This is a genomic window from Parafrigoribacterium soli (genome assembly GCF_040227235.1).
Classification (GTDB): domain Bacteria; phylum Actinomycetota; class Actinomycetes; order Actinomycetales; family Microbacteriaceae; genus Parafrigoribacterium_A; species Parafrigoribacterium_A soli.
In genome coordinates this window covers 554,078-580,486 of the sequence record NZ_JBELNZ010000001.1, presented here as the reverse complement: position 1 = coordinate 580,486, position 26,409 = coordinate 554,078, and the positions used below count along the sequence as shown (strand labels likewise).

27 protein-coding genes are annotated in these 26,409 nt (G+C 66.1%); 18 read left to right on the top strand and 9 right to left on the bottom strand.

Translation table 11 applies throughout. The annotated features are described in order from the left end of the window. Position 1: 1 nt before the first annotated feature. The 8 genes from ABUA37_RS02780 to ABUA37_RS02745 all read left to right on the top strand — a co-directional run bounded on the left by ABUA37_RS02780 (position 2) and on the right by ABUA37_RS02745 (position 8,541). Positions 2-1,612 (top strand): AMP-binding protein, encoded by a 1,611-nt coding sequence (locus ABUA37_RS02780; protein WP_349897589.1) that lies wholly within the window; start codon positions 2-4, stop codon positions 1,610-1,612. Beyond that, positions 1,603-2,493, top strand: coding sequence for an amidohydrolase family protein (locus tag ABUA37_RS02775; RefSeq protein ID WP_349897880.1), 891 nt, complete (start codon positions 1,603-1,605; stop codon positions 2,491-2,493). The genes ABUA37_RS02780 and ABUA37_RS02775 overlap by 10 nt, the downstream gene beginning before the upstream one ends. After that, entirely contained in the window at positions 2,490-3,671 is a 1,182-nt protein-coding gene (locus ABUA37_RS02770) for an acyl-CoA dehydrogenase family protein (protein WP_349897588.1), read from the top strand. The genes ABUA37_RS02775 and ABUA37_RS02770 overlap by 4 nt, the downstream gene beginning before the upstream one ends. Before the next feature lie 256 nt (positions 3,672-3,927). After that, positions 3,928-5,157: an ABC transporter substrate-binding protein gene (locus ABUA37_RS02765; protein WP_349897587.1), complete on the top strand. Its 1,230-nt coding sequence runs from the start codon at positions 3,928-3,930 to the stop codon at positions 5,155-5,157. Positions 5,158-5,164: 7 nt separating this feature from the next. Beyond that, positions 5,165-5,965 carry an ABC transporter ATP-binding protein gene (locus ABUA37_RS02760; RefSeq protein ID WP_349897586.1) on the top strand — a complete coding sequence of 267 codons (801 nt, stop codon included), beginning with the start codon at positions 5,165-5,167 and terminating at the stop codon, positions 5,963-5,965. Then, positions 5,949-6,629: an ABC transporter ATP-binding protein gene (locus ABUA37_RS02755; protein ID WP_349897585.1), complete on the top strand. Its 681-nt coding sequence runs from the start codon at positions 5,949-5,951 to the stop codon at positions 6,627-6,629. Before ABUA37_RS02760 ends, ABUA37_RS02755 begins: the two co-directional genes overlap by 17 nt. Further along, complete coding sequence (locus tag ABUA37_RS02750; protein ID WP_349897584.1) at positions 6,626-7,486, top strand: branched-chain amino acid ABC transporter permease; 861 nt, start codon at positions 6,626-6,628, stop codon at positions 7,484-7,486. Before ABUA37_RS02755 ends, ABUA37_RS02750 begins: the two co-directional genes overlap by 4 nt. Beyond that, complete coding sequence (locus ABUA37_RS02745) at positions 7,483-8,541, top strand: branched-chain amino acid ABC transporter permease (RefSeq protein WP_349897583.1); 1,059 nt, start codon at positions 7,483-7,485, stop codon at positions 8,539-8,541. The genes ABUA37_RS02750 and ABUA37_RS02745 overlap by 4 nt, the downstream gene beginning before the upstream one ends. 8 nt (positions 8,542-8,549) lie before the next feature. Here ABUA37_RS02745 and ABUA37_RS02740 read toward each other — a convergent pair whose 3' ends face one another. Then, positions 8,550-9,440 (bottom strand): dihydrodipicolinate synthase family protein, encoded by an 891-nt coding sequence (locus ABUA37_RS02740; protein WP_349897582.1) that lies wholly within the window; start codon positions 9,438-9,440, stop codon positions 8,550-8,552. A 21-nt stretch (positions 9,441-9,461) separates the two neighbouring features. Next, positions 9,462-9,911 (bottom strand): Lrp/AsnC family transcriptional regulator, encoded by a 450-nt coding sequence (locus ABUA37_RS02735; protein WP_349897581.1) that lies wholly within the window; start codon positions 9,909-9,911, stop codon positions 9,462-9,464. A gap of 100 nt (positions 9,912-10,011) precedes the next feature. Here ABUA37_RS02735 and ABUA37_RS02730 point away from each other — a divergent pair, with 100 nt between their 5' ends. Continuing rightward, positions 10,012-10,497 carry a DUF2000 domain-containing protein gene (locus ABUA37_RS02730; protein WP_349897580.1) on the top strand — a complete coding sequence of 162 codons (486 nt, stop codon included), beginning with the start codon at positions 10,012-10,014 and terminating at the stop codon, positions 10,495-10,497. Here ABUA37_RS02730 and ABUA37_RS02725 read toward each other — a convergent pair. Beyond that, complete coding sequence (locus ABUA37_RS02725) at positions 10,494-10,742, bottom strand: hypothetical protein (protein ID WP_349897579.1); 249 nt, start codon at positions 10,740-10,742, stop codon at positions 10,494-10,496. The two genes, ABUA37_RS02730 and ABUA37_RS02725, sit on opposite strands and share 4 nt — an antisense overlap. Positions 10,743-10,872: 130 nt before the next feature. Between ABUA37_RS02725 and ABUA37_RS02720 the strand changes: the two genes are divergently transcribed. Genes ABUA37_RS02720 through ABUA37_RS02710 form a run of 3 tightly spaced genes read left to right on the top strand, consistent with a single transcriptional unit; the run spans position 10,873 to position 12,967 of the window. Continuing rightward, complete coding sequence (locus ABUA37_RS02720) at positions 10,873-11,205, top strand: ArsR/SmtB family transcription factor (protein WP_349897578.1); 333 nt, start codon at positions 10,873-10,875, stop codon at positions 11,203-11,205. 44 nt (positions 11,206-11,249) lie between these two features. Further along, positions 11,250-11,735, top strand: a complete 486-nt coding sequence (locus tag ABUA37_RS02715; protein ID WP_349897577.1) for an SRPBCC family protein — start codon at positions 11,250-11,252, stop codon at positions 11,733-11,735. 38 nt (positions 11,736-11,773) lie between these two features. Further along, positions 11,774-12,967, top strand: a complete 1,194-nt coding sequence (locus ABUA37_RS02710; RefSeq protein WP_349897576.1) for a low temperature requirement protein A — start codon at positions 11,774-11,776, stop codon at positions 12,965-12,967. 10 nt (positions 12,968-12,977) lie between these two features. Here ABUA37_RS02710 and ABUA37_RS02705 read toward each other — a convergent pair whose 3' ends face one another. The 4 genes from ABUA37_RS02705 to ABUA37_RS02690 all read right to left on the bottom strand — a co-directional run bounded on the left by ABUA37_RS02705 (position 12,978) and on the right by ABUA37_RS02690 (position 15,676). Continuing rightward, entirely contained in the window at positions 12,978-13,442 is a 465-nt protein-coding gene (locus tag ABUA37_RS02705; protein ID WP_349897575.1) for a hemerythrin domain-containing protein, read from the bottom strand. 77 nt (positions 13,443-13,519) lie between these two features. Beyond that, positions 13,520-13,924: a hypothetical protein gene (locus ABUA37_RS02700; RefSeq protein WP_349897574.1), complete on the bottom strand. Its 405-nt coding sequence runs from the start codon at positions 13,922-13,924 to the stop codon at positions 13,520-13,522. Next, a complete protein-coding gene (locus ABUA37_RS02695) occupies positions 13,903-14,103 on the bottom strand; it encodes a hypothetical protein (RefSeq protein ID WP_349897573.1) in 201 nt (66 codons plus the stop codon). The genes ABUA37_RS02700 and ABUA37_RS02695 overlap by 22 nt, the downstream gene beginning before the upstream one ends. Before the next feature lie 319 nt (positions 14,104-14,422). Beyond that, positions 14,423-15,676 carry an FAD-binding protein gene (locus tag ABUA37_RS02690; protein ID WP_349897572.1) on the bottom strand — a complete coding sequence of 418 codons (1,254 nt, stop codon included), beginning with the start codon at positions 15,674-15,676 and terminating at the stop codon, positions 14,423-14,425. Positions 15,677-15,785: 109 nt separating this feature from the next. Between ABUA37_RS02690 and ABUA37_RS02685 the strand changes: the two genes are divergently transcribed. Together ABUA37_RS02685 and ABUA37_RS02680 are read left to right on the top strand one after the other, a co-directional pair. After that, positions 15,786-17,537: an MFS transporter gene (locus tag ABUA37_RS02685; protein WP_349897571.1), complete on the top strand. Its 1,752-nt coding sequence runs from the start codon at positions 15,786-15,788 to the stop codon at positions 17,535-17,537. A 14-nt stretch (positions 17,538-17,551) separates the two neighbouring features. Then, positions 17,552-17,998, top strand: coding sequence for a MarR family winged helix-turn-helix transcriptional regulator (locus tag ABUA37_RS02680; protein WP_349897570.1), 447 nt, complete (start codon positions 17,552-17,554; stop codon positions 17,996-17,998). An 18-nt stretch (positions 17,999-18,016) separates the two neighbouring features. Here ABUA37_RS02680 and ABUA37_RS02675 read toward each other — a convergent pair whose 3' ends face one another. Beyond that, a complete protein-coding gene (locus ABUA37_RS02675) occupies positions 18,017-18,892 on the bottom strand; it encodes a DUF4349 domain-containing protein (RefSeq protein ID WP_349897569.1) in 876 nt (291 codons plus the stop codon). Positions 18,893-18,989: 97 nt separating this feature from the next. On the opposite strand from ABUA37_RS02675, the gene ABUA37_RS02670 reads away from it, so the two are divergent. Beyond that, entirely contained in the window at positions 18,990-19,988 is a 999-nt protein-coding gene (locus tag ABUA37_RS02670) for an aldo/keto reductase (RefSeq protein ID WP_349897568.1), read from the top strand. A gap of 29 nt (positions 19,989-20,017) precedes the next feature. Here ABUA37_RS02670 and ABUA37_RS02665 read toward each other — a convergent pair whose 3' ends face one another. Further along, entirely contained in the window at positions 20,018-21,223 is a 1,206-nt protein-coding gene (locus ABUA37_RS02665) for an MFS transporter (RefSeq protein WP_349897567.1), read from the bottom strand. Between the two features lie 350 nt (positions 21,224-21,573). Here ABUA37_RS02665 and ABUA37_RS02660 point away from each other — a divergent pair, with 350 nt between their 5' ends. The 3 genes from ABUA37_RS02660 to ABUA37_RS02650 all read left to right on the top strand — a co-directional run bounded on the left by ABUA37_RS02660 (position 21,574) and on the right by ABUA37_RS02650 (position 26,371). Next, positions 21,574-24,075: a ribonucleoside-diphosphate reductase subunit alpha gene (locus ABUA37_RS02660; protein WP_349897566.1), complete on the top strand. Its 2,502-nt coding sequence runs from the start codon at positions 21,574-21,576 to the stop codon at positions 24,073-24,075. Positions 24,076-24,259: 184 nt separating this feature from the next. Continuing rightward, positions 24,260-25,258, top strand: a complete 999-nt coding sequence (locus ABUA37_RS02655; protein WP_349897565.1) for a ribonucleotide-diphosphate reductase subunit beta — start codon at positions 24,260-24,262, stop codon at positions 25,256-25,258. A gap of 231 nt (positions 25,259-25,489) precedes the next feature. Continuing rightward, the gene (locus ABUA37_RS02650) at positions 25,490-26,371 is read left to right on the top strand and encodes an ABC transporter substrate-binding protein (RefSeq protein WP_349897564.1); all 882 of its coding nucleotides are present in this window, start codon (positions 25,490-25,492) and stop codon (positions 26,369-26,371) included. Positions 26,372-26,409 lie beyond the last annotated feature (38 nt).

Genomic DNA, 26,409 nt, shown 5'->3' with positions numbered 1-26,409 from the left:
GATGGACGGGCACTACGCCGACCTGTGGCACCGCATCGCGCTTGAGGAACCCGACGAGCCCGCGGTCGTCACGGTGGGGGAGGGCACGCTCAGCCGGGCCGCGTTCGATGAGGCCGGCGCGAAGTTCGCCGCACTGCTGGCGGAGCTCGGCATCGGTCGCGATGACAAGGTGTCCATTCTGCTGCACAACCAGCCGGAGTGGCTCGTCACCTTCGCGGGCTCCATCAGGGTCGGTGTCGTGCCGGTCTCGCTGAACTTCCGCTATCGCGCTCGCGAGGTGGCGGCCCTGCTCGACGATTCGGACTCCACGGTGCTCGTCTACGCCGCGAGCCTCGCGGAGGTCGTGGCCGAGGCGGTCGAGGTGCTCGACCGCCCGATCGCGCTCCTGCAGGTGCAGGACGTCGACGCCCCGCTGCTGCCGGGAGCGCTCGACTTCGCCGAGTACGCGAGTCGCGAACCCCTGCCCTATGAGAATCCGGTCGACAGCGACTTCTTCATGTACACCGGTGGCACCACGGGCAAGCCCAGGGCCGCCGTCTGGAGTGTGCAGCAGATGCTGACGATGCAGGTGCATAACGCCTACGTCACGGCCGGTTTGCCGCTGCCCGAGAACGCGGATGACGTCGTGCGGCTTGCCACTGGACCGAAGGCGAGGCACATGGTCGCCCTCGCACTCTCGCCGTACATGCACGGCACCGCGCTCACCACGGTGATCAATGCGCTGCTGGTCGGCGGCACGGTCGTCGTGCTTCCGACGGCTCGCTTCGACCCGCATCAGGCCATTCGCGCGATCGTCGATGAGGGCGTCACGCGGGTTGCGGTGGCGGGCGATGCGATCGCGATCCCGCTGCTCGAGGCAGCGGAGGCGGCGGGAATCACGGAGCTGCCCCACCTCACCTCGGTGCTCTCCTCGGGCATGCGCTTCAGCGACTCGACGAAGCAGCAGCTGCATGCCCTCGCGCCCAACCTCATCATCACCGACATCCTCGCCTCGACCGAGGGTGGGGCGGTCGGGCTCGGTATCACCCGCTCGGCCGACGAAGTTCCCGCGCTGTTCCAGCTCACCCCGGGAACCGTCGTGCTCGACGAGAACCAGGACGAGGTGCAGGGGATCCCCGGCTCGGTCGGCAAGATCGCCTTCACCGGCGGCATGCCCAAGGGGTACTACAAGGATGCCGAGAAGACGGCCGCGAACTTCGTCGAGATCCGCGGTAAGCGGCACATCATCCCCGGCGACCTCGTGCGGATCGTCGACGACGAGGGCCGCATCGAACTGCTCGGCCGCGGTGCCACCGTCGTGAACTCCGGCGGCGAGAAGATCTATCCGGCCGAGGTCGAGGAGTCGATCCTGCGTTTTCCAGGCGTCGCGGACACCACGGTGTTCGGTGTTCCGGATGCGCGCTGGGGCGAGCTGGTCTCGGCCGCGGTCGCTGTCGCAGACCCGGCATCCTTCGATGTTGCGGCCCTCGTTGCCCACGTCGGCGCGGAACTTGCCGGCTACAAGAAGCCGCGCAGGGTTCTCGTCCTGCGCGATCTGGAGCGCACCGGCACAGGTAAAGTCGACCTCGCCAAGCTTCGGCAACGCACCCTCGAGGATGGAGTATCGGCGTGACGCGCTATGAAACTGCAGTAAACCCCGACAGCATTACCGCGATCGACACGCACGTGCACGTGCAGTTCGACTCGACCGGTCGCCGCGCACTGCCGGATGACCTCCTGGACGCCATGGACGCCTACTTCGGCCACTCGCCGCGGGCACTGTCTGTGGACGAACTCGCGGACTACTACCGCGAGCAGTCGATGGCCGCGGTCGTCTTCACGGTGGACGCGCGCACGCAGACCGGCGTCGAGCCGAACAGCAGCGTGGAGATCGCCGAGGGTGCCGCACGGCATCCGGATGTTCTGATTCCCTTCGGCAGCGTCGACCCGCGCACCGGCGCGGATGCGATCGACCTCGCGACCAGGCTCGTCAACGACCACGGCGTGTGCGGCTTCAAGTTCCACCCCACCCTGCAGGGCTTCGACCCCTCCGCAGACGAGTTCAAGCCGCTGTGGGCGGCGATCGAGCAGCTTGGAGTGCCGATCGTTGTGCACACGGGGCAGACGGGCGTGGGTGCCGGGCTCCCCGGTGGCTACGGCCTCAAGCTGCGCTACTCGAACCCGATCCTGCTCGATGACGTCGCCGCCGACTTCCCCGGTCTCACGATCATCCTCGCCCACCCGTCCGTGCCGTGGCAGGACGAGGCTCTCGCGATGGCCACGCACAAGGCGAACGTGTACATCGACCTCTCCGGATGGTCGCCAAAGTACTTCTCACCGGCGCTCGTGCGCCAGGCCGGCACCATCCTGCAAGACAAGATGCTCTTCGGATCCGACTATCCGGCCCTCACGCCGGAGCGATGGCTGGGGGACTTCGCTGCCCTCGATATCAAGGATGCGGCCCGGCCGAAGATCCTGAAAGAGAACGCGGTGCGGTTGCTCGGGTTGTCATGACCGCGCTCTATCCGGTGTCTGACCTCTATGGATTCGAGGAGCTGCTCACCGGGGCCGAGGTGGCAAAGCTCCGCGCCCTGCGCGAGGTTCTCGATACTCGGTTGAGGCCGGTGCTCGCCGAGCACTGGGAGCGGGCGGAGTCGCCCGTGCAGCTGCGCCCGGCGCTGCGTGACCTCAGACTCGTCGACGACCCGTCGATCCTGGGGCCGGATGGTCGCGCGCGCTCCCTCTACAACGGCTTCCGCAACTTCGAGTTCTCGCGCACGGATGTCGGCACCGGCATGCTCTACCACGGCCAGGTCGCGATGTTCCGCGAGCTCGTGCGCCAGGGCGGGAGCCCCGAGCAGGTCGCGGCCTGGGACGCGCCGATCGTCGCGTTCGAGATGACAGGATGCTTCGCCCTCACCGAGCCCGACCATGGCTCCGACGTCGCGCGCGGACTCGCGACGACCGCGCGGAGGGATGGCGACCGCTGGATCCTCGATGGCCACAAGCGCTGGATCGGCAACGCGGCTCACTCGGAGTACGTCGCCGTGTTCGCCAGGGATATTGCCGACGAGCAGGTCAAGGTCTTTCTGGCCCGCACGGACGCCGCGGGGATGACGCTCACGACGATCGAGCGTAAGGCCGCGCTTCGCACCGTGACGAACTCCGATATCGAGATCGTCGACGTCTCCGTGCCTGAGTCGCACCGCCTGCAGAAGATCGAATCCTTCGCGGATGTCTCGGCGCTGTTTCGCACGCTCCGGCCCGACATCGGCTGGATCGCGGCGGGCGCGCAGGCAGGCGCCTACGAGGCCGCTCTCACCTATGCGCTCGAGCGGCAGCAGTTCGGGCGTCCCATCGCCGGCTTCCAGCTCGTGCAGGACAAGCTCGTCCGGATGCTGGGCAACATCACGGCATCGCTCGGAATGGCCGTGCGGCTGGCCGAGCGAAGGCAGCAGGGCGTGGAACGCGACGAGGACTCCGCCATGGCAAAACTGTGGATCGCGGACCGCCTGCGCGAGACCGTCGCGCTCGCGCGCGAGATCGTCGGCGGCAACGGAATCGTTATCGACCATGACGTCGCGCGCTTCTTCACCGACGCCGAGGCCATCTACACCTACGAGGGAACGCGCGAGATGAACACCCTGATAGTGGGGCGCGCGGTGACCGGGCTGAGCGCTTTCGTTCGCTGACGCGGGGCTTTCCAAAAAGGCTTGCCGCTTCGTGGTGTTTCAGGTAACCTGAGACACACCTCGGCGGCTCCGTCGTCGAATTGCATCATCTCAACGAAGAGACGTTAGGCGGGCAATGGATCGAATCAGCTGCTCGCCGCCGCCCTTGACACCGCCCCCAGGTCGAGGCAATGATCTCAATACACAGGAATCCTGATATTCAGTATCCCTGAGTTTCCCGCCACCATAGTTCAACGAAGAATGTGGAGTGTTTTGCATGAAGAAGATCGCACTAGCGGCCACAGCCGCAGCCATGCTCGTCCTCTCAGGATGCAGCGTCACCGGAGGTGGCGGAGCCACAGCGCCTTCAGCCAAAGATAAGTCTCCGATTCAGGTGGGAGTCATCCTTCCCCAGTCCGGTCCGTACACGATCCTCGGCGCTCCGCAGACCGCAGCGCTCAAGCTCGAGGTCGACAAGGTCAACGAGGCGGGCGGCGTCAATGGCCGCCAGATCAAGCTCACCTTCCGCGACGACACGAGCGACCCGACGGTCTCGGTGCAGCTCTACAACGAGCTCGCTGAGACGGGCAAGTACGACGCGATGATTTCGTCGTCTCGCACCGCCAACTCTCAGGCCGTCGGCCCCTCGGCGCTCCAGTACGAGATCCCGACGCTCGCTCTCGGTCCCGTCAACGCCTTCGCTGACGGCTCGAACCCGTGGGACTTCGTCATCCCCACCACGGGAGCAGTGAACGCCGAGGCGCAGATCAAGTACTTCAAGGACGAGGGTCTCAAGAAGGTCGCGATCGCCTTCATTGATGGCGACGCCTATGGACAGGATGGCCAGGACTCGCTGGCCAAGTTCGGTCCCAAGTACGGCATCAGCACCGTGTTCTCGCAGGGCTTCGACCCGGCGACCACCGACTTCACGCCGCTCATCCAGAATGTTCTCGCCAGTGGTGCGGACGCGTTCTGGGTCTGGGGCTCCGGTCCGACGCCGTCGATCATCACCGCCCAGTGGGCAGCCGCGGCGGCAAACAGCAAGACGCAGCTGTTCATGACCGCGTCGCAGGCCTCCAACCTGTACTCGTACAAGGACGGAAAGCCCGTTGCTTCAACGAACGGCGTGCACTTGAGCAGCAACATCGCCGTCGTCGGACCTCAGCTGCCCGACAGCGACCTGAAGACGATGGTTGCCGACTTCGCGAAGCGCTGGTCGACCCTCGGAAACGATCAGTACTCGTACCCGCCCCAGTTCGCGTTCGAGGCAGCGAAGGCCATCCAGGTTCTGTCGGCCGGCGTCAAGGCTGCGGGTTCCACCGATCACAAGAAGCTGCGCGACGCGATCGAGGGGCTCGACATCCTGACCTACACGGGCCAGACCAAGTACTCGGCCAAGGATCACGTCGGTCTCACGCCGGACTGGATCGCCATTGACTCGATCAAGGATGGAAACTTCCTCGCGACGGACTACTCGGTGGCCAAGTTCAAAGAACTCCTGAAGTAGCTGCGCCGTGGCAGGCGAAGAAGGCACTCGCCCACTGCTGGTCGCCGATCATCTCCGGTTGGCGTTCGGCGGCGTGGCGGCCACCAACGATGTCAGCCTCGAGGTTGCTCCAGGCGAACTCCGAGGAGTGATCGGGCCGAACGGTGCGGGCAAGTCCACACTGTTTGGTCTGATCAGCGGACACCTTCGCCCGGATGCCGGCCACGTGTACCTGGACGGCGATCGAATCGACCGGCTTCCGCCCCATCGCAGGGCGAAGCGCGGTATCGCGATCGTCTTCCAGGGCGCCCGGCTCTTTCCCGAGCTGAGCGTGCTGGAGAACGTCGCAGTCGGTGCAACGGGACGCACGAGGGCGGGGATCTTTGCCGCGGCCCTGCGCACGCCCGCACAGCGACGCGAGGAGCAGGAGATCTACGATGACTCCCACGAGGCGCTGCGGCGTGTGGGTCTCGAGTCCTGGGCCGATCGCGATCCCGGCCAGCTGCCGCTCGGGGTCCAGCGCCGGGTGCAGTTCGCTCGGGCTCTCGTGGGGCAGCCGAAGTTACTGCTGCTCGACGAGCCGGCATCCGGGCTTCGTGCCGGGGAGCGAAGCGAGCTGGAGGAACTGATCCGCGAACTCGCCGCCACGGGCATGACCGTGCTGCTCATCGAGCACGACGTTGGACTCGTGATGCGGCTGTCCGATCGCATCACCGTTCTCGATCTCGGCTCGGTCATCGCGGATGGCTCGCCCGAGGAGATCCGACAGAATCAGCGCGTCATCGATGCCTACCTGGGCACCAAGGAGAGTCATGCTGCACATCGCTGACCTCGTCGTGCGCTACGGCGCGGCGACCGCCGTCGACGGCGTCAGCCTCGACATCGCCGAAGGCGAGATGGTGGCGCTCGTCGGCCCCAACGGCGCGGGTAAGTCGAGCCTGGTCAATACGATCAGCGGGATGATCCATCCGGCATCGGGCACCATCGAACTGGCCGGCCGCACCGCACAGGTTCCGGAGGGTCGGCAGATGTTCCCCGACCTGAGCGTCGACGACAACCTGCGGTTGGGCGCGTGGAGCCTCGGCCGAGGCAAGCGCGATACCGACGCCATCTACGACGTGCTGCCCGAGCTCGTGCCGCTCCGCAAGCAGCGCGCCGGTTCGCTTTCTGGCGGGCAGCAGCAGATGGTCGCAATCGGGCGCGCGCTCATGGCGAACCCTGACCTCCTGCTGATTGACGAGCTCTCGCTCGGCCTGGCGCCGCTCATTTCAGAGAAGCTGGTCGAGCACCTGCGCCGCATCAATGCTGAGCGGGGAACGACCGTGCTTCTGATCGAGCAGGAGGTCGACCTCGCCTTCGACCTGTGCGCGCGAGCGTACGTGATCGAGGCGGGACGGATCGTCGCCAGCGGTGACACAGCCACCCTTCGCGAAGACCCGGCGCTGACTGCCGCGTACTTCGGCGGATTTGAGAAGCGAGGAACCGCCCAGTGACCCTCTTCATCACCTTCGTCATCTCGGGACTGGGCGTGGGTGCTGCCTATGCCCTGGTCGGGTCCGGGTTCGTCATCGTCCATCGCGTGACGCACGTCGTCAACTTCGCGCAGGGCACCTACGCTGTGCTCGCGGGCATGCTCGCCTCGAAACTCATCACGAGCGGCATGCCCCACGGCGTCGGTGAGCTGCTCGCGGTACTGGTGGCGGGAGCCGCCGGTCTTGGTGTCGGCGCGGTGGTTCTCGCCCGGCGCGACACTCCACCTTTCGTCGCGCTGCTCATCACCCTCGGGCTGGTCTTCGTCGGGCTCGCGATCAACATTCTGCTCTTCGGCCAGAACCCGGCGCCCTCCGTGCCGATCCTCTCCGGGTCCGTGAACATCCTCGGCGCGAACACCGAGTGGCAGCGTCTGCTCGTCGTGCCCATCGCGCTCGTCGTGTTCGGCATCCTGGGTCTGTTCTTCGAGCGAACGGATGTCGGGCGTGCGATGACCGCGACGGCAAGCAACCGGCGCGCGGCACAGCTCGTCGGCATCAACTACAGGCGCATGGGACTCGCCGCCTTCGCCATCGGTGGCCTTCTCGGCGGCATCGCCGGCGTGCTCATCGCGCCGAGCCAGCAGATCTCGCCGTACCAGGACATCCCTCTCGCCATCAGCGGGTTCACGGCCGCAGTTTTCGGAAACCTGTCGAGCCCGTGGCTCACCCTGCTGGGTGGGCTCTTCCTCGGAGTCGTCGGGCAGCTGCTGCAGGGCTACGGAGTGGGGTCCTTCCAGACCCAGGTTTCGCTCATCCTGATGCTGGTGATTCTGATCGTGCGAGCTCGAGCACTCAACGCTCAGGAGGAGGCCAAGTGAACGTCCTAGCGCGAGTGCGCGCACGGTCGCCTTATCCGGAGATTGCAGCGGTCACGATTGTGGCCCTCGTGATCCCGCTGCTGCTGCCGGAGCTCACCTTCTATATGCAGCTGCTCATGTCCGCGATAGTCGTCGTCGGCCTCTCCCTGTTCATGGGGTATGCGGGCCAGGCCGCTCTTGGCCAGGGCGCCTTCGTCGCGGTGGGCGCTCTCACCGTCGGAGTCTTCACGGTGCAGTGGCACCTGCCGCCCCTGCTGGCCCTGGTGTGCGCACCGATCTTCACCGCGGCCGTCGCAGCGCTGATCGGCTGGCCACTGCTTCGGTTGCGGGGTCACTACCTCGCGTTCGGCACGATCGCGATCCTCCTGCTGGTGCAGGCGCTCATGGGAGTCGTCCCGCTGTTCGGCCGCGGCATCGGCATCAACGGCATCCCGCCATTGATCGTGCTCCCGATCGAGGACGCGCAGGCTCGGAACAGCGTGCTCAAGCTCATCTATGTCGTGATCGCCGTGATCCTGCTCGTCGTGGCGCTCATACTCTCGCACCGCGTCGTCACCAGCCGGTTCGGCAGGGGCATCCGCGCGCTGGCGGGTAGCGAGTCCGCTGCCGCATCCGCCGGTGTCCCGGTGCTCGGAAGCAAGCTGCGCGTTTTCGTGCTTGCCGCCGTGTTCGCGGGGTTGGTCGGGGCGCTCGGGGCGTTCTACTTTCCGTTCATCAACCCGGAATCGTTTCCTCCCGATCAGTCGTTCGAGTACGTGATCATGGCCGTGGTCGGAGGCGTCGGCACGCTGTGGGGCGGTCTGGTCGGCGCCATCGCGGTGGGAATCCTGCTCAAGCTGCTCAACATGCTGTCGACCCTCCCCGACATGCCCGCGGTCATGGGCCCAACCCTGCAGTACGCGGGTTACGGGCTCGTGCTGGTTCTCGTGCTGGTCTTCATGCCGAAGGGCCTGGTGCCCACCATCACGGCGGCCTGGGAGAGGCGGTCGGCTCGCTCGGCAGCGCGATCCGCGGCGCGCAAGGAGCCGGCCGTGGTGAGCACGCCCGAGGAGTAGTCGCGCGCTCAGCGCCAGCCGACGATTTCAACCGCACGGATGACCGCTTCGCGGTCTGCTCCCTCGAGTTCCCGCACGGGTCGCGGCAGGTTCCGCGGCGCGGTGAGACCGAGGTGTGCGGCGATCACAGACACCGTGCGATAGCTGCCAAAACGCGGGAACAGCGACCAGATCGCGTCGAGTGATGCGGTGATCCTGCGCGTCTCCTCGGCGTCGCCCGCGAGAGCCGTGCGCGCGATGGCGAGGCAGAGTTCGGGCAGGATGCCGCCGAGCACGCTGTACCAGCCGTCGCATCCGGCGAGAAGGCTCACGGGTGCGACGGTGTCACCGCTGATGCCGATGGTCACGTGCTCGGGCACGCGCTCGCGCAGGCGCGCGACCCTGTCGCGAGTCTCTGCGAGGTCCGACGAGACGGGCGGAATCTTGATCGAGGCGATGCCGTCGAGCTGGGCGATGCGCGCGTGGAGGTCGTCACTGAAGGTCACGTGCGTCGTACCCGGGTTGTCGTAGACGACGATCGGGATGGACGCGGCGGCGGCGACATCGGCATACAGCCCGTAGACCTCGTCATCGCTGAGCGCCTGGTAGGTGACGGCGGGCAGCAGCACGGCGGCCGCCCCGCGGTCCTGGGCATCGGCCACGTGAGCGAGCACCTGGCGGGTGGAGACCGCGCCGACCCCGACGATGACGGGCACGGCGCCCGCGTGCTCGACGGCAATCTCCACGGCCCGCGCACGCTCGTCACGGGTCAGGTAGGCGTAGCTGCCGGTCGAGCCGAGCGCCCCGATCGAATCGACCTTCGCCGCGGCGAGCCGGTCGATGAGCCTCGCGAACGCGCCCTCGTCGACACCGTTCCCGGTGATGGGAGTGAGCGGAAACGCGCTGAGGCCGGTGAACATAGGGGTCAGACTAGCGCCTGGTCAGGGCTCGATCACTGCCGCGCGCACGTGTTCGTAGACGACGCTCGTGCGCACATCCGCCACCTCGTCGCGTTCGGTCAGCTTGTCGATCACGAAGGAGTAGAGGGCGTCGTTGTCGGCGACGGCCACGTGCAGCAGAAAGTCCTCGTTCCCGGTGACGACGAAGACGCCGACGGTCTCCGGCAGGGTGATGGTCCAACTGCGAAAGGCGTCGATGTTCTCGCGCGACGGCGGTCGGATGCGCACGGCGATGAGCGCCTGCACGGTGCGCCCAATCGATGGCAGGTCGATGTCGAGCCGGGCACCCCGGATGACGCCTCTTCGATACAGGGCGCGCGTGCGGTCGAGCGCGGTGGTGGGGGAGACCCCGACGGCGGCGGCGATGTCGCGATTGGTGCGCCGTGCATCTCGCTGCAGTTCCCGCAGGATCGCCGTGTCAAGTTCGTCCATCGTGCTCCCTCTGCTCCCTCTGGCGTACAAAGTACGGATGCGGCGCCGCGATGTCGCATCAAAGCCTAGCCTGAGGGCATCCACACGTGAGGAGTTCGACATGGAGACGATCGACGAGTCCCAGGAGCCGTTCGGCTTCGCGCCCGAGGAGATCGACACCGCAGCGCCCACCCGATCCGCTCGGCTGAAGTGGGTCATCGTCGTGAATGAGGCACTCCCGGCCGGGCGCGCGGCCAACGCCGTCGCGTGCGTGGCGGCATCCGTCTCGTCGCGCACGCGCGGGCTACTCGGGCCGGATGCTGTGGACGCTTCGGGCGCCACTCACTCCGGCCTGCCCTGGGCTGGCTGCACGATCCTGACCGCGACCGCTGCGCAACTCACCGCGATCCGCGAGAAGGCGAGCGGCTCAGAGGCCGTGCTGGTGGCAGACATGCCCGCCGAGGCGCAGTCGACCCGCGTCTACGACGAGTACCTCGCCGCGGTCGCGGACACCTCGAGCGACGCTCTCGAGTATTACGCGGTGAGCCTGGTCGGGCCACGCAACCGCATCGACAGGATCGTGAACCGGCTTCCCCTTATGCCCTAGCCGAGCGGCGGGAAGCGTGGTGCGCGTCGCGGCGGTGGGGGCGGCACGGCCCTCGTCGCGGTGACATCGGCGAGCGCGATGGTCACGAGGCCGCGACGGGTCTCGACCACGCACTCGGTGTCGCTGCGTTCGCGAAGGTAGCCGACGGCATCCGTGTGGCCGCCCTCGATGCGACGCCGCACGGTCATCCGGGTGCCGAGCGGGGACTCCCGGATGAGGTCGACCGGGTCGTTCACGGTGCTCACACCCCGTAGCCTACGTGCGCGAGATGCCACTTGTGGGGCTCATTCCGCACAGGTAACCCCCACAACTGGCATCTCACGAAATGTCACGCGGGGTTGTGGGACGCGGATGATAAGGGTAATGTACAACCAAATGGTTGTACATGAATTGAGTGACGCCGAGGTGGACCTGATCTTCCACGCTCTGGCAGACAGCACCCGTCGTGACATCGTCACGCGGGCGATCAAGCGCGAGCAGTCGGTCACTGCGCTCGCACAGTCGTATGCAATGAGCTTCGCTGCCGTGCAAAAGCACATCGCGGTGCTCGAGAGGGCGGCACTCGTGACCAAGGAACGACGCGGGCGGCAGCAGATCGTGCGCGGAAATCTCGACACCATCCGACGGGCGAGCGACCTGCTCGACCGGTACGAGCAGCTCTGGCGGGAACGCGCGGGGCGCATCGCAGACATCCTCAGCGAAGACTGAAACGCACGACACCGAAGAAGAATGGCCCAACGGAAGGAAAGACGATGACGACAATCACGAGCGAGAAAGATCTCGACGCCCTCACCATGACGATGACCGCCACTTTCGACGCCGGAGTGCCGCGCGTCTGGCAGATCTGGGAAGACCCGCGGCAGCTCGAGCGCTGGTGGGGCCCGCCGGAGTGGCCGGCGACCTTCGTTGAACACGCTCTCGAGCCCGGCGCGATGTCGCACTATTACATGACCGGTCCCGAAGGTGAGAAGGGCCACGGTTGGTGGAGGATCACCTCGGTCGATGCTCCGCACGGCCTCAAGCTCGACGACGGATTCGCCGATGAGGAGGGCAATCCCACGGGTGACCTGGGCGAATCACACATGACCCTCACGCTCGAAGCCGAGGGGGAGCAGACCAGAATGACCCTGCGCACCATCTTCGAGAGCGCGGAACAGCTCGAGCAGATGCTGCAGATGGGCATGGAGGAGGGCATGAAGCTCGCGATGGGCCAGATCGAGGCCATTCTCGCCGAGTAGGGCTCACCGAGCGAGTGCCGCGGGTGGATGATGGTCGGATGACGACCGAGTCCGCAGGCGCCATCGCTCCCGAGCACGACCAGGGTTCGACGCCCAGACGCGTCGCCGACTGGTACGAGCTATTCTTCGACCTCGTCTTCGTCGTGGTCATCGCAATCTCGGCGGAGATCCTCGAGGGTGACACGAGCCTCGGCGCGGTGCTCAGCTTTCTGCTCCTGCTCTTCCCGCTGTGGTGGGCCTGGGTGAACCTCATGGTCACAAACAACCTGTTCGGCGCTCGCTTCGCCTCGATGGGGGTACTCGTGATCGCGGCGATGCCAGGTCCGGCCGCTATGGCGATCGCGATCGCCGGCGGCATCGCGGAACAGGCCTGGCTCTACGTTGCGGGGGCGATCTGGATCCGCCTCGTGCTGCTCGCGATGTGGCTCGTCTCCCGCGCAAGCGGCGCGTCCTCCGCACCGCTATGGCGACCGTTCGCCTACAACCTCGGAACGGCCGCGGTCTGGCTGGTCTCTCTCGGCATCCCGCAGCCCTGGCAGTATCTCGTCTGGGCGCTCGCCGTCGTGGCCGAGGTGCTGCTGCTCGCCGTGCGGAGCCGCTTCGCCTTCGAGATCTACGAGCGGGCATCCGTCTCTCACGCGCTCGAACGGGTCGGCCTGTTCATCGTCATCGTCATCGGGGAGGCGGTGTACCTCGCGATCACCGGTCTCACCGAGCACCCGAGCTTCGGCGGGGGAGTGGCCGCTCTCTGCGGGTTCCTCGTCTGCGCGCTGCTTGCCCGCACCTTCTTCCGCTGGGGCCTGCCCACCACGGAGGCGGGACTCAGCATCGCCCAGCGCGCACACTCCTACGGCGCGATGCGCGACGTGATCATGTACCTGCCGTTCTTCCTCGTCGCCGGGCTCACGCTCGTCGCGGCCTCCATCGGCATCGCCGTGCGGCATCCGGATGCGTCGCTTCCGCAGGAGGCTCGCGTGCTGCTGGCCTGCGGCGTGGCCGTCCTCTACCTCGTCAACGCGATCATCGGGGTTCGGCTGGGCCGCCGCATCGACGGGGTGATCGCACTCCTCGTTCCCGGCGTGCTGCTGCCGGTGCTCGCGTGCCTGTTGAGCGGTGGGTTCGCAGCGTGGGCGACACTCGGTCTCGTCGCCCTCGCGCTCGCCGTGCTCGAACTCGTCAGCACAGTGCTGAGCGCTCGCGCCCTGCCCGCTGCGACGATGTCGGCGGAGTGATCGCGGCGGTTCAGGCCTTCGCGCAGGTCCAGTCCTCCGGCATGGTGCCGGCCTCGAGGAATTCGCTGAGCTCGGCACTCGCATCCGCGGTCAGCACCTTGTCCGCCTGCGGATAGATGATCGGCTCTTCCTTGGAGTTGTGCTGATCGAGCAGGTCGAGCAGCGAAGCACAGGATGCGCGCAGCGCCTCGGCATCGGAGTCCGTCGTGAGCAGCGTGGTGAGCGCGTCCATCGACTGCCACAGCTCGCCGTGCTGGCGCAGCATCACGAACAGCGGCACCATCATGCCGGCCTCGCGCAGCGGCGGGAACAGGAACTCCTCCTCGAGGTAGATGTGGCGGCGCAGGCCGCTTATCGACCGTAGCAACGGTTCGGTTGTGCCGCGCCCATCCGGGAGGCTCCCGATGAATGCCTCGATGCCGCCGTCGATCTCACGGTGTTCGCGCTCCAGGGCTGCGCCCAGCGTCTCGCTCATGTCCTCTTCTCTCGTTGGTGACCGAATGATCCGGTCCGCCTCATTCTCCTCGCAATGAGGCGGAGAGGAAGGGGTGGCTAGGCCTCGTTCGTCGCGCGGGTGACCTGCACCCGGGCGTTCGGCGTGATGAAGAGCAGATCGATGCCGCCCTCGTGCAGCAGCGGCACCGACTGAGATGCTCCGTCGACGACGACGCGACCGGCGCTGCGCAGGAAGAGGTCGGCCATGCTCTCCCGGGTGACGAACTCGCGACCCGCGAAATGGATGACGACACACGGCTCCGCAGCACGCGTTCGGCTGCTGCGTCGAGCGGCGTCCGGCAACGCTGGGGCCGCCTCGGATGCCGGCACGGCAGCGCGCGGACGGTACACCAGCACGACACCGGCCTTCTCCTCCGACTTGGCCTCGGCCTGCGCGGGCACCGGTGAGACGGCGGGTCTGCGGGCCGCCGCCCCATCGCTCAGGCGAACGACGGCATCCATGAGAGCACGTATTCGTCGGGTGCGCAGTCGCTGCGATCGATCTCGAGGAAGTGGTTTATTGCATCCTGAAGGCTGGAGAAGGAGAACCACTCGAATCCGCGGCCCAGTTGCATGGCCTCGAAGTAGTCGCCCTTTTTCTCGATGAAGCCCAGAAGGCTGAACGCGTCTTCCGGAGACAACCGTGAGTTGCTGATTCTCCACTCGGTGGCCGAGAGAGGATGGACAAGGAGGTCCTCTCGAGACAGCGCGCTTTCGTTGGAAACCCGATTGGCCGTAACCTTCATAATCGTTTCTCCCCGTTTTCGACTGTGACGCAAACCTATCTGCGCCGGCTTGTCCCCCGAAAGGGGTTGCTTTCGCCTCAGAACTTGGGTAGAACAATGTGTTCACGGCGCCCTGCGTCGAGCCTAGGGGGCGCGGGTTACGGGCAATGACCCACGTGGTAACGCTCGCGTAAACAGAACGCGTGCCAGCGTTCCGAAGCAGCGTTCCGAAGGGTCAGTCGGCGAAGATCGTGCGGCGCAGGAAGTCGTTGCGGAACTTGCCGAAGGGATCGAGCCGATCGGCCAGCTGCCGGAATGCGGGCAGCAGCGGGTAGAGCGAATCGAAGCGCGTGGCATCGATCTCGAACACCTTGCCCCAGTGCGGCCGCGCGTCGAACGGCGCGAGTGCAGCGTCGATGAGTGGCAGCAGCGCGAGCACCGCATCCTCGCGCTTCCAGGTGAAATGGATGGCGACGGTCTCGCGACCGAAGCTCGGGCTCAGCCAGAGCGAATCCGCCTTCATGGTGCGGATCTCGCTGATATAGAGGTGCGGGGCGATGCGCGGCCCCAGTGCGCGGATCGCGGCGATCGCCTCCACGGAGTGTTCGCGGGCGAAGAGGTACTCGGTCTGCACTTCCTCGCCATTGCTCGGCGTGAAGTCGAGCCTGAAGTGCGAGAGGCGGTTCCACCACGGTCCGGCGACGCCGCCCTGCTCGGTCGTGCTCTCGGCAGAGACCTCGGGCAGCGGATGCAGTTGCCGGCTCGCGAGCGCCGCCCCGAAGAATTCGGATTCCCCGGCCTTCGAAACGCCGGCATCCGGACGGGACTTGAGCCACACCTGGTCGATTCCCCTGTCGCTCCAGTTCGTGAACAGGCTCACGCTGTACGCGGCCGAGGTGATCTCGTCGAGGTGCGCGTCGAGCGTCGACCAGGGCAGGGTCTCGTAGACGTCCTGGCGCACATCGAAGGTGGGGGCGACATCCAGCGTCACTCGCGTGACAACACCGAGTGCACCGAGCGAGACGACGGCGCCGTCGAAGTCCGCCTCGCCGCGTCGCACGGTAACGAGCGAACCGTCGGCGGTGACGAGTTCGAGCGCGGCGACCGCGGTGGGAAGGCTGCCGTTGCGGTCGCCGGATCCGTGCGTGCCGGTGGCGATCGCGCCCGCGACGGAAATGTGGGGGAGCGAGGCGAGGTTATGCACGGCGAAGCCCGCGCGGTGCAGTTCCTCGGCGAACGCGCCGTAGCGCACCCCGGCGTTCACGGTGGCGGTGTTCGCGTTGCGGTCGATGGTGAGCTCGACCGGCATCGCCTCGAGGGAGAGCTGGTCGCCGGGGGAGTCGGCGACGTCGTTGAAGGAGTGGCGTGAGCCGAGCGCCTTGATGTGGTCGGCGGCGGCCACGAGTTCCTGCACCTCCTCGATCGAGGTCGGGCGGTGAATCGTGCCCGCGCGATAGGTGTAATTGCCCGCCCAGTTAGCCGAAGTCATGCGCCCAGTCTAGGAAAGGCTGGGTGCCTGTGACGCACGCGCTCTGCCCGGAGCACGCGGTGCCGGAATATAGTTGCTTGATCACAAGCAACTAATCAGAGAGACACCTGTGACTTCTGCCCCACCAGCCCGCAACGCAGCCCGCATCGGCATCGTCGACCGCGATCATCCGCGGTATCGCTGGGTCGCGCTCAGTAACACCACGCTCGGCACCCTCATGGCCACGATCAACTCTTCGATCGTGATCATCGCCCTGCCCGCGATCTTCACGGGCATCAAGCTCAACCCGCTCGAGCCGGCGAACGTCAGCTACCTACTCTGGATCCTCATGGGCTACATGCTCATCACCGCGGTCCTCGTCGTGAGCTTCGGCCGGCTCGGCGATATCTACGGCCGGGTCAAGATCTACAACCTCGGCTTCGTCGTCTTCACGATCGGCTCGATCGCGCTCGCCTTCGACCCGTTCACGGGTTCGGCCGGCGCCATGTGGCTCATCGTCTGGCGCCTCGTTCAGGGCGTCGGTGGTGCCATGCTCTTCGCAAACTCCACAGCGATATTGACGGATGCCTTCCCGGCCAACCGACGGGGCCTCGCCCTCGGCACGAACCAGGTCGCGGCCATCGCTGGCAGCTTCATCGGACTCATCGTCGGCGGACTCCTCGCCGTGGTCGACTGGCGTGCCGTGTTTTTCGTGAGCGTGCCGATCGGCATCATCGGCACGATCTGGTCGTACAAGTCGCTGCACGAGGTGGGCACGCGCAACCCGGGCAAGATCGACTGGCCGGGCAACGTCGTCTTCGGGGTGGGGCTCACGGCGCTGCTCGCCGGCATCACCTATGCGATCCAGCCCTATGGCGGCCTCTCGACCGGCTTCACGAATCCGTGGGTGCTCGCGGGTCTTCTCGGCGGAGTGGCGCTGCTGGTGTGGTTCGTCTTCATCGAGCTGCACAGCGAGGCCCCGATGTTCCGGATGCAGCTGTTCCGCATCCGGGCCTTCGCCCTCGCGAACCTCGCCGGACTCCTCGCCTCCATCGGCCGGGGCGGAATGCAGTTCATGCTCATCATCTGGCTGCAGGGCATCTGGCTGCCGCTGCACGGCTACTCCTACGAGAGCACGCCGCTCTGGGCCGGCATCTACCTGCTGCCGATCACGATCGGATTCCTCGTCGCCGGACCGATCTCGGGGGCGCTCTCCGACCGCTTCGGCGCGAAGGGCTTCGCCACCGTCGGCCTGCTGCTCGTCACGGTGGCCTTCATCGGTCTGCTGCTGATCCCGGTCAACTTCGACTATGCGGAGTTCGCGATCCTCACCGGCCTCAGCGGCATCGGCTCCGGCCTGTTCAGCGCGCCGAACCGCACGGCCATCATGAACAGCGTTCCCGCGAACCAGCGCGGCTCGGCATCCGGAATGGCGGGAACGCTGCTGAACGCGGGAAGCTCGCTGTCGATCGGAATCTTCTTCTCGCTCATGATCGCGGGCCTCGCCTCGAACCTGCCCGGTGCGCTGCACGCCGGACTCACGGCCAACGGAGTGCCCCAGCAGGCCGCCGCCGCCGTCGCGCAGACCCCGCCGGTGGGCAGCCTGTTCGCGGCGTTCCTCGGCTACAACCCCATCCAGAGCCTGCTCGCTCCGACCGGCGTGCTGCCGCACCTTTCGGCGGCGCATGCGGCCACGCTCACCGGCAAACACTTCTTTCCCGAGCTCATCTCCGGCCCATTCCACGACGGTCTCGTCGTCGTCTTCGTGGCCGCCGCGATCATGTCGCTCATCGCGGCCGTCGCCTCGGCGCTGCGCGGCGCGAAGTACATGCACGAGGATCTGCCGGAGCCTCTCGCGGCGCAGCCGATCGGCCGGGACTGACGAGGGGAGTGCGGATGACCGGGCAGGATGGGAGCATGCAGAACGACGCGGATGCCGAACTCGCCGCCCGCCTCACGCTCGTGTTCGGGCGCCTCAACCGACGGATGGTCGCCGGCGGTCAGGGCCTCAGTCACGGTGTACTTTCCGCGCTTGCGAGCATCGTCAGGTTCGGACCGCTGCGGCTCGGCGACCTCGCCCGGCGGGAGCGCATCGGGGCTCCCGCGACGAGCCGGATCGTCGCGCGGCTGGAGGCGGACAAGCTCGTGCTGCGGGAGGGCGACCCGGCCGACGGCCGTGCCGTCGTGATCGCGGCGACGCCCGCCGGTGCCGAACTCGTGAGCCGCGCGAGGACGGCGCGAACCGAGGTGATCGGCGAACTGCTCCGCTCCCTCGACGAGGCGCAGCTCGATTCGCTGCGCGATGCGCTGCCCGCGCTGGAACGGCTCATCGACGGTCAGTGAGCCCTCGCTGCCGCAGAGCTAGGGGGCCGGAGGCGTCTCAATGTTCGGCGCGTCGGGGGTCGCGGCGTCTGGCGAAGGGCCGCGCTTGCGCCAGCGCACGAGGGCGACGACGGCTATGGCGATCACTCCGCCGAGGATGAGCCAGGGCAGCAGCACCCCGACGACCACGACGAGGCCCGCGAAGAAACTGACGAGGGAGTTCCATCCGGTGATGAGGCCGTCGAGGAAGTTCCCGGGCAACTGAGCGCGCGCCGTCGCGGGCGAGTTCAGCGTGATCGTCACAGAGGCGAGATCAACCTGGTCCTTGAGCTGCCGCCGCTGCGACTCCATCGCCTCGAGGTTGCCCTGCCGCTCCGACAGCGCGGACTCGATCGTGATCAGGTCTGCCGTCGACGTCGCGTTCGCCATGAGTTGCTGCAGCCGGTCGACGGAGGTGCGGAGTGCCGAAATGCGAGCATCCAGGTCCTGCGCCTGACTCGTGACATCGCTCGAGGAGATGGACACGTCCCGGGCGGTGCCGAGCTTCTTCAGCTTCTCGACTGTGTCGTTGAGCTTCGCCGAGGGGATGCGGGCGACGACCTGCGCGCTGCCCGTGCCGCCGTCGTCGCCGGCGTGCTCGGTACGGCCATCAATGCGACCGCCCGCGGTCTCGACGATGTGGGAGGCCCGGTCCGCGGCATCCGCGGGGTCTTTGACTGTGATGGACATGTCGCCGGTTGTGATGACCTGCCGTTTGTCTGGCGCGGTCACCTTGCCTCCCACGACCGCCCCGCCGGCGTCCGAGGTGAGCGGTGCACGATCGGCGGCTCCGGACGAACTGCTGCCACTCCCGGTGCAGCCGGCGAGCGAGAGCAGCGCGAGGGCGATGACGGTGGGAATGAGTAGGCGCCTCATGGCTTCACCGTACCGGCGGCACGAGCGCCGCGACTAGCCGCTGCTCATCACGATTCGGACACCGGACGCTGCCAGCCGCGCTCTCTAGAATCGGAGCATGCAGACTCGAACCCTCGGCCGCACCGGCCGCACAGTATCCGTCATCGGCCTCGGCACCTGGCAGCTCGGAGCGGACTGGGGCGAGGTGAGTGCCGCCGACGCGCGCGCCGTTCTCGAGGCGGCGGCAGAGTCCGGGGTCACCTTCTTCGACACCGCGGATGTCTATGGTGACGGTCGCAGTGAGAGCTTCATCGGCGAATTCCTCGCCGCCAATCCCGCGTTCGACATCACCGTGGCCACCAAGATGGGTCGTCGCGAGGCACAGGATCCCGCGAACTTCACGCTCGCAAAGTTTCGCGAGTGGACCGATCGCTCGCGCCGCAACCTCGGCACCGACAGGCTCGACCTGGTGCAGCTGCACTGCCCGCCCACGCCGGTCTTCTCCACGGATGCCGTCTACGACGCCCTCGACACCCTCGTCTCCGACGGCGCCATCGCGGCCTACGGCGTGAGTGTCGAGACCGTGGACGAAGCTCTCGCGGCCATCGCGAGGCCCGGCACCGCGACCGTGCAGATCATCCTCAACGCCTTCCGGCTCAAGCCCCTGGATGCCGTGCTCCCGGCAGCGATCGAGGCCGGCGTCGGCATCATTGCCCGCGTTCCGCTCGCGTCGGGCCTGCTCAGCGGAAAGTACACCGTCGACACCACCTTCGCCGCGAACGACCACCGCAGCTACAACCGTCACGGCGAGGCCTTCGACGCGGGTGAGACGTTCTCCGGCGTCGACTTCGAGACGGGAGTGCGGGCCGCGCAGGAATTCGCGCGGCTCGTCGAGAACGAGCCGGCCGCATCCGGTCTCAGCACCGCGCAGGCCGCTCTCGCCTGGGTGGCGCAGCTCGATGGCGTCAGCAGCGTCATCCCCGGTGCCCGCAACGTGGAGCAGGCCCGCTCAAACGCCGTCGCGGGCTCGGCTGGACCGCTCGGTGAGGCATTCTCCGCGGAGATCGTGTCGATCTACGATCGCCACTTCCGCTCGGCGGTGCACCCCCGCTGGTAGCGGGTCGAACGCGTCGCCCACTCGGCGGCTCAGCTCTGGACCGGGATCGCTTCGGTGTCGGGCAGGGGGCTCGCGTCTCGTCCGCGCAGGTCGGGGTGCCAGCGGTGGAAGATCGTGGGGATCACGAAGCCGAGCAGGGCGAATGATGCCGCCGTGAGAAACGCGCCGCTCGGGCCGATGCGGTCGATGAAGAGCCCAGCGATGGCCGAGCCGAGCGCGGCGCCGATGAGCTGCCCGGTGCCGACCCAGCCGTAGGCCTCCGCGGTGTCGCTGAACTTGACGCTCGCCGAGACGATGGAGAACATCACGGCGAGGGCGGGAGCGATGCAGATTCCCGCGATGAGCAGCGTGAAGGAGAGCGACCAGAACTCCCACGCGAAGATCGCGAGCGCCATGCCGAGGAAGGTGACGAACATCCGTCTGGCCAGGGCCCACGGGCCCACGGGAAGATGCCCGAAGGCGAGCCCGCCGAAAAGGGACGCGACAGACCAGATCGCCAGCACGTAGCCGGCCTCCGACCCCTGGTCGCGGAACGTCGCGACGACGGCCGCCTCGACCGCCGCGCAGGCTCCGACGAGCAGGAAGCCGGTGATCGTGGCGAGCAGCACCGGCCGCTTCGCGAGCACGAGGCCGAGCCGTCGCTTGCTGCGCGGAATGCGCACCCGGCCAACCTCCGGAGAGGCGATGAACCACGCTCCTCCGCCCACGAGGAAGGCGACGGCGAGCAGGATCGCGAGCACCGAGGAGACCTGGGTGGCGATGAAGGTCGTGATCACGGGGGCCGCGATCCAGATGATCTCCTGTGCGCTCGCGTCGAGCGAGAACAGCGGGGTGAGCTGCTTGGAGTTGACCATCTTCGGATAGATCGTGCGCACGGCGGGCTGGATGGGGGGATAGCTCAGGCCCCCGATGAGCCCGATGACCATGTACCAGGGCACGGTGAGCGTCGCGAGGGCGATCGTCGTGATGGACGCCGCGCAGACGGCGGTCGTGAGGATGAGCACGGAGCGCATTCCCCACACGCCCATCCAGCGGCTCGTCAGTGGGCCGGCGACGGCCTGACCGACGCTCGTCGCGGCGAGCACGAGACCGGCTGCGGCATAGGAGCCAGTGGTCGCCTGGATGTGGATGAGGAAGGCGAGCGAGAGCATGCCGCCGGGGAATCTCGCGACCAGCTGCGCGCTCATCAGACGCGCGACACCGCGTGTCTTCAGGAGGTCGAGGTAGCTGTTCACAAGGCTGCAATCCTATCCGGGGCCGGTGTCATTCGGGCACGAAGGGAACGCGACCGCAGTGTCGGTGGTGCCCGCCAGAATGGCTTCGGTGGCTGTGGAAAACTCGGCGAACTTATGCACAGCTGTGGATGACACGCCCACTAGATATGGGGTTGGCACAATCGCACGACCCCGCTATATAGTGATTCCACTGCCAAGCAGCAACTCCTGGACACATCGCTCAGATGGCCAGACTGATGCACTCGACAGCAGGGATTCGTGGCCTTATTCGGGCCATTTCGGGGAGATGAGAACTGCAGGTCGGGCATAGTCCGCCGCCGCAGCCTCGTCGCAGTATTTGAGGAGCAAACGTGGCAATTACCGTAGTCAAGCGCGATGGGCAGCGTGAGCCGTACGACGCCAACAAGATCAACCTCGCCATCGAGCACGCCAGCGCCGGCCTCGACGAGAACATCACCTGGGTCACCCAGATCGCGAGCGAACTCGAACTCACCCTGTTCGACGGCATCACGACCCAGCAGCTGGATGAGGCGGTCATCCAGGTCGCCCTGCAGAACGTCAAAGACGACCCGGCCTTCGACACCGTTGCCGCTCGCCTCCTGCTCAAGACGATCTACAAGCGCGTGCTCGGCGACTACGAGACCGACGAGGAGCTGAAGAACCTCCACCGCGAGCACTTCGCCGCGAACATCACCCGCGGCGTGGAGGAGCAGCTGCTCGACTCCAGGCTCACCCAGCTGTTCGACCTCGACCTGCTCGCGCAGCACCTCGAGCCGGCGCACGACGAACTGCTCAAGTACATCGGCGTCGTCACCCTCAACAACCGCTACGGCATCAAGGGCCGCAACGGTGACGCTCTCGAGGTCCCCCAGTACTTCTGGATGCGCATCGCGATGGGCCTCAGCCTCAACGAGGCGAAGCCCAACGAGACCGCGATCGCGTTCTACGAGAAGATGTCGCGCCTCGAGTACCTCGCCGCCGGATCCACCCTCGTCAATGCGGGCACCATCTACCCGCAGCTCGCGAACTGCTTCGTCATGGAGATGCAGGACGACATGGAGCACATCGCGAAGACCACCCGCGACGTGATGTGGCTCACCAAGGGCACCGGCGGAATCGGGCTCTCGGTGACGAAGCTTCGCGCCCAGGGCTCGCCCATCCGCTCGAACAACACCACCTCCACCGGCCCGATCCCGTTCATGCACACGATCGACTCGATCCTGCGTGCGGTCAGCCGGGGCGGCAAGAAGTTCGGCGCGCTGTGCTTCTACATGGAGAACTGGCACCTCGACTTCCCCGACTTCCTCGACCTCAGGCAGAACTCGGGTGACCCGTACCGCCGCACCCGCACCGCCAACACCGCGGTCTGGATCAGCGACGAGTTCATGAAGCGCGTGCAGAACGACGACGACTGGTACCTCTTCGACCCGCTCGAGGTGCAGGACCTCAACGAGCTCTACGGTGCCGCCTTCAGCGCGAAGTACAAGGAGTACGTGGCCAAGGCCGAGGCTGGCGAGCTGCGGATGTTCAAGAAGACCACCGCCCGCGAGCAGTTCAAGGCGATCCTGATCTCGCTCTCGGCGTCGAGCCACCCGTGGCTCACCTGGAAGGACACGATCAACAACCGTGCCCTCAACAACAACACCGGCACGATCCACCTCTCCAACCTCTGCACGGAGATCACCCTCCCGCAGGACGAAGACAACGTCTCGGTCTGCAACCTGGCGTCGATCAACCTCTCGCAGCACCTGCTCGTCTCCGGCGGCACGGTGGCCGTGGACTACAAGAAGATCGACGAGTCCGCGCGTCTCGCCGTGCGCCAGCTCGACAACCTCATCGACATCACCCGCTCGTCAGTCAAGGAGGCCGACTTCTCCAACCAGCAGAACCGTGCTGTCGGCCTCGGCGTCATGGGCTTCACGGATGTCGTCGAGAAGCTCGGCCTGAGCTACGAGTCCGAGGAGTCGTACGACCTCATCGACGAGATCATGGAGCACGTCTCCTACGCCGCGATCGATGAGAGCGCGGACCTCGCCAAGGAGCGGGGCGCCTACCCGAACTTCGAGGGCTCCGGCTGGTCGAAGGGCATGGTGCCGATCGACAGCATCGCGCTCACCGAGGCTGACCGCGGCGTGCCGATCAAGGTGAACCGCACGACCCGGCTCGACTGGGATGCGCTGCGCGCGAAGGTCAAGGGCGGCATGCGCAACGCGACGCTCATGGCGATCGCGCCGACGGCATCCATCGGTCTCGTTGCCGGCACGACGCCCGGGTTCGACCCCCAGTTCTCGCAGATCTTCAGCCGCTCCACCTCGAACGGCAAGTTCCTCGAGGTGAACCGCAACCTGGTCTCCGACCTGCAGCGCCTGGGAATCTGGAACGCCGTGAAGGAAGACATCCTTCGCAGCCAGGGCGACATCCAGAACATCGCGGCCATCCCGGATGACGTGAAGGCCACGTACAAGACCAGCTTCCAGCTCTCGCCCTACGCCTTCCTCGAGGTGGCGGCCCGCGCGCAGAAGTGGATCGACCAGGCCATCAGTCGCAACATGTACCTCGAGACGCGCGACCTCGGCGACATGATGGACATCTACTACGGGGCATGGGAGCGCGGCGTCAAGACCACGTACTACCTGCACATGAAGCCGCGTCACCAGGCGGAGCAGTCCACGGTCAAGGTGAACAAGTCCGAGGAGATCAGCGGTGGCACCAAGCGCGGCTTCGGAGCCGCCGCTCCCGTGACGCCGGGCGAGGCATCCGCTGTCTCGGCCGTGCCCGAGGCAGAGCCAGCGGTGGCGGCGCCGGCACGCCGCGGCTTCGGCTTCGGTGGACTCACGAAGGCGGGTGAATGATGTCTGGACAGGCCTTCGAGGAGTATTCGGTACCCGTCGACCCCATGGACGAACTGCAGTGCGATAGCTGCCAGTAGGCAGCTCCGCGGGTCGAGCTTGTCGAGACCTCAGCACCGCACGCGGGTCGAGCTTGTCGAGACCTCACCACCGCAATAAGTAGAGATAGAAAGAAGATGACGTAGCAATGGGCATTCTCGGTACAGGCATTCAGGAGGGACTCCTCCTCAAGCCGATCCGTTACCAGTGGGCCATGGACCTGTACGACCAGGCCGTGGCGAACACCTGGTTCCCCAACGAGATCCAGCTCGACCAGGACATCGCCGACTTCAAGAAGATGACCGACGAGGAACGTCACGCGGTCACCTTCCTGATGAGCTACTTCAACCCCAACGAGCTGCTCGTGAACAAGGCGCTCGCCTTCGGTGTCTACCCCTACCTGAATGCGGCCGAGGCGCACATGTACCTCGCCAAGCAGATGTGGGAGGAGGCGAACCACTCGATGTCGTTCGAGTACGTGCTCGAGACCTTCCCCATCGATCGCGCCGCCGCCTACGACGCCCACATCGACATCCCGTCGATGGCGCTGAAGGAGGAGTTCCAGGTCAAGTTCATCCGCAGGATGACGGAGCAGACCCTCGACATCACTACGACCGAGGGCAAGAAGGACTTCGTTCGCAACCTCGTGGCCTACAACGTGATCCTCGAGGGCATCTGGTTCTACTCGGGATTCATGGTCGCCCTGTCGTTCCGCCAGCGCAACCTGCTGCGCAACTTCGGCTCGCTCATGGACTGGGTGGTGCGCGACGAGAGCCTGCACCTCAAGTTCGGCATCAACCTCATCCTCACGGTGCTGGAGGAGAACCCCGACCTGCAGACCACGGAGTTCGCGGAGGAGATCCGCAGCATGATCCTCGAGGCCGTGGCGATGGAGGAGCAGTACAACATGGATCTGCTCCCGGGCGGCATCCTCGGCCTCAACGCGAGCTACATCAACCAGTACGTGAAGTACCTGGCCGACCGCCGCCTGGAGGAGCTCGGCTTCGACGCGCACTACAAAGTGTCGAACCCGGCGAAGTGGATGGCCACGGCCAACGACACGCTCGAGCTCGTGAACTTCTTCGAGTCGACGAACACCTCCTACGAGGCCAATGCCAAGGCGTCGGTGGGAGCCAAGGAAAAGTAGCATCGGGAGGGGGTTCGCCCGAATTCGCGCAATTCGCGCAATTCGCGCGTTTCGGCGCGTTTGCCCCCTCCTCTCGCCTTCCTTCGACGAATTCTTGCTCAAAAGTTGCGCTAGGCTGCGATTACCGGCGTGACAACGAAGTAGCGTCTGATAGGTCCCTTTCCACCTCGTGGCTACCCGGCGTATAAATGGCAGCACCCACCAAGAGATAGATAGGAACTTTCTATGCGCATGAGATATTCAGTGCTGGCAGTCGCAGCAGTTGCGGCCCTGGCCCTCAGCGGTTGTGTTGACAACAGCACGGCACCCGCCGACAACGGCAAGAAGGTCAGCGTAGGCGCGGATGCAGCAGCCGTCGCCCTGCTGCCGGCGAAGATCAAGGATGCCGGCAAGATCATCATCGGCATCGACCCCACATACGCGCCCAATGAGTCCAAGGACGACGCGGGCAACCCGATCGGCTGGGATGTGGAGCTCGCGAATGCGATGGCCGCGAAGCTCGGTCTCAAGGCCAAGTACCAGATCTCCGGATTCGACAAGATCATCCCGAGCATCAAGGGAGGCACCTATGACATCGGTGTCTCATCCTTCACCGACAACACGGAGCGCGAGAAGGCCGTCGACTTCGTGAACTACTTCACCGCGGGCGTGCAGTGGGCACAGCCCATCGGCAAGAAGGTCGACCCCAAGAACGCGTGCGGTCTCACGGTATCAGTGCAGGCCACGACCTTCGAAGAGACTGAAGAGCTCCCGGCAGCATCGAAAGAGTGCACCGACGCGGGCAAGCCGGCCATCAAGATCCTGAAGTTCGACAAGCAGGATGACGCCACCACCGCCGTCGCGGATGGCCGCGCCGACGCCATGAGCGCCGACTCACCGATCACCCTCTACGCGATCTCGAAGCTCAAGGACAAGATCGAGCCGGCTGGCGACGCATTCGATGCGGCCCCGTACGGTGTTGCGGTCAAGAAGGGTTCCGACCTCACCAAGGCGATCCAGAAGGCGCTCCAGTCGATGGTCGATGACGGCAGCTACACGAAGATCCTGAGCAAGTGGGGCGTCGAGAGCGGCGCCCTGAGCGAAATCACGATCAACGCAGCCTCCAAGGGCTAGTTCGTGAGTTCACCAGAGCACAACCGTTCGGCGACACG

Excerpts from the sequence above, each read along its gene's own strand:
- ABUA37_RS02680 (WP_349897570.1), top strand. The coding sequence starts at position 17,552 with ATGACCGGGCAGGATGGGAGCATGCAGAACGACGCGGATGCCGAACTC.
- ABUA37_RS02700 (WP_349897574.1), bottom strand. The coding sequence starts at position 13,924 with ATGGATGCCGTCGTTCGCCTGAGCGATGGGGCGGCGGCCCGCAGACCC.
- ABUA37_RS02730 (WP_349897580.1), top strand. The coding sequence starts at position 10,012 with ATGGAGACGATCGACGAGTCCCAGGAGCCGTTCGGCTTCGCGCCCGAG.
- ABUA37_RS02705 (WP_349897575.1), bottom strand. The coding sequence starts at position 13,442 with ATGAGCGAGACGCTGGGCGCAGCCCTGGAGCGCGAACACCGTGAGATC.
- ABUA37_RS02755 (WP_349897585.1), top strand. The coding sequence starts at position 5,949 with ATGCTGCACATCGCTGACCTCGTCGTGCGCTACGGCGCGGCGACCGCC.
- ABUA37_RS02650 (WP_349897564.1), top strand. The coding sequence starts at position 25,490 with ATGAGATATTCAGTGCTGGCAGTCGCAGCAGTTGCGGCCCTGGCCCTC.
- ABUA37_RS02675 (WP_349897569.1), bottom strand. The coding sequence starts at position 18,892 with ATGAGGCGCCTACTCATTCCCACCGTCATCGCCCTCGCGCTGCTCTCG.
- ABUA37_RS02735 (WP_349897581.1), bottom strand. The coding sequence starts at position 9,911 with ATGGACGAACTTGACACGGCGATCCTGCGGGAACTGCAGCGAGATGCA.
- ABUA37_RS02710 (WP_349897576.1), top strand. The coding sequence starts at position 11,774 with ATGACGACCGAGTCCGCAGGCGCCATCGCTCCCGAGCACGACCAGGGT.
- ABUA37_RS02720 (WP_349897578.1), top strand. The coding sequence starts at position 10,873 with ATGGTTGTACATGAATTGAGTGACGCCGAGGTGGACCTGATCTTCCAC.
- ABUA37_RS02670 (WP_349897568.1), top strand. The coding sequence starts at position 18,990 with ATGCAGACTCGAACCCTCGGCCGCACCGGCCGCACAGTATCCGTCATC.
- ABUA37_RS02765 (WP_349897587.1), top strand. The coding sequence starts at position 3,928 with ATGAAGAAGATCGCACTAGCGGCCACAGCCGCAGCCATGCTCGTCCTC.
- ABUA37_RS02655 (WP_349897565.1), top strand. The coding sequence starts at position 24,260 with ATGGGCATTCTCGGTACAGGCATTCAGGAGGGACTCCTCCTCAAGCCG.
- ABUA37_RS02740 (WP_349897582.1), bottom strand. The coding sequence starts at position 9,440 with ATGTTCACCGGCCTCAGCGCGTTTCCGCTCACTCCCATCACCGGGAAC.
- ABUA37_RS02690 (WP_349897572.1), bottom strand. The coding sequence starts at position 15,676 with ATGACTTCGGCTAACTGGGCGGGCAATTACACCTATCGCGCGGGCACG.
- ABUA37_RS02770 (WP_349897588.1), top strand. The coding sequence starts at position 2,490 with ATGACCGCGCTCTATCCGGTGTCTGACCTCTATGGATTCGAGGAGCTG.
- ABUA37_RS02715 (WP_349897577.1), top strand. The coding sequence starts at position 11,250 with ATGACGACAATCACGAGCGAGAAAGATCTCGACGCCCTCACCATGACG.
- ABUA37_RS02780 (WP_349897589.1), top strand. The coding sequence starts at position 2 with ATGGACGGGCACTACGCCGACCTGTGGCACCGCATCGCGCTTGAGGAA.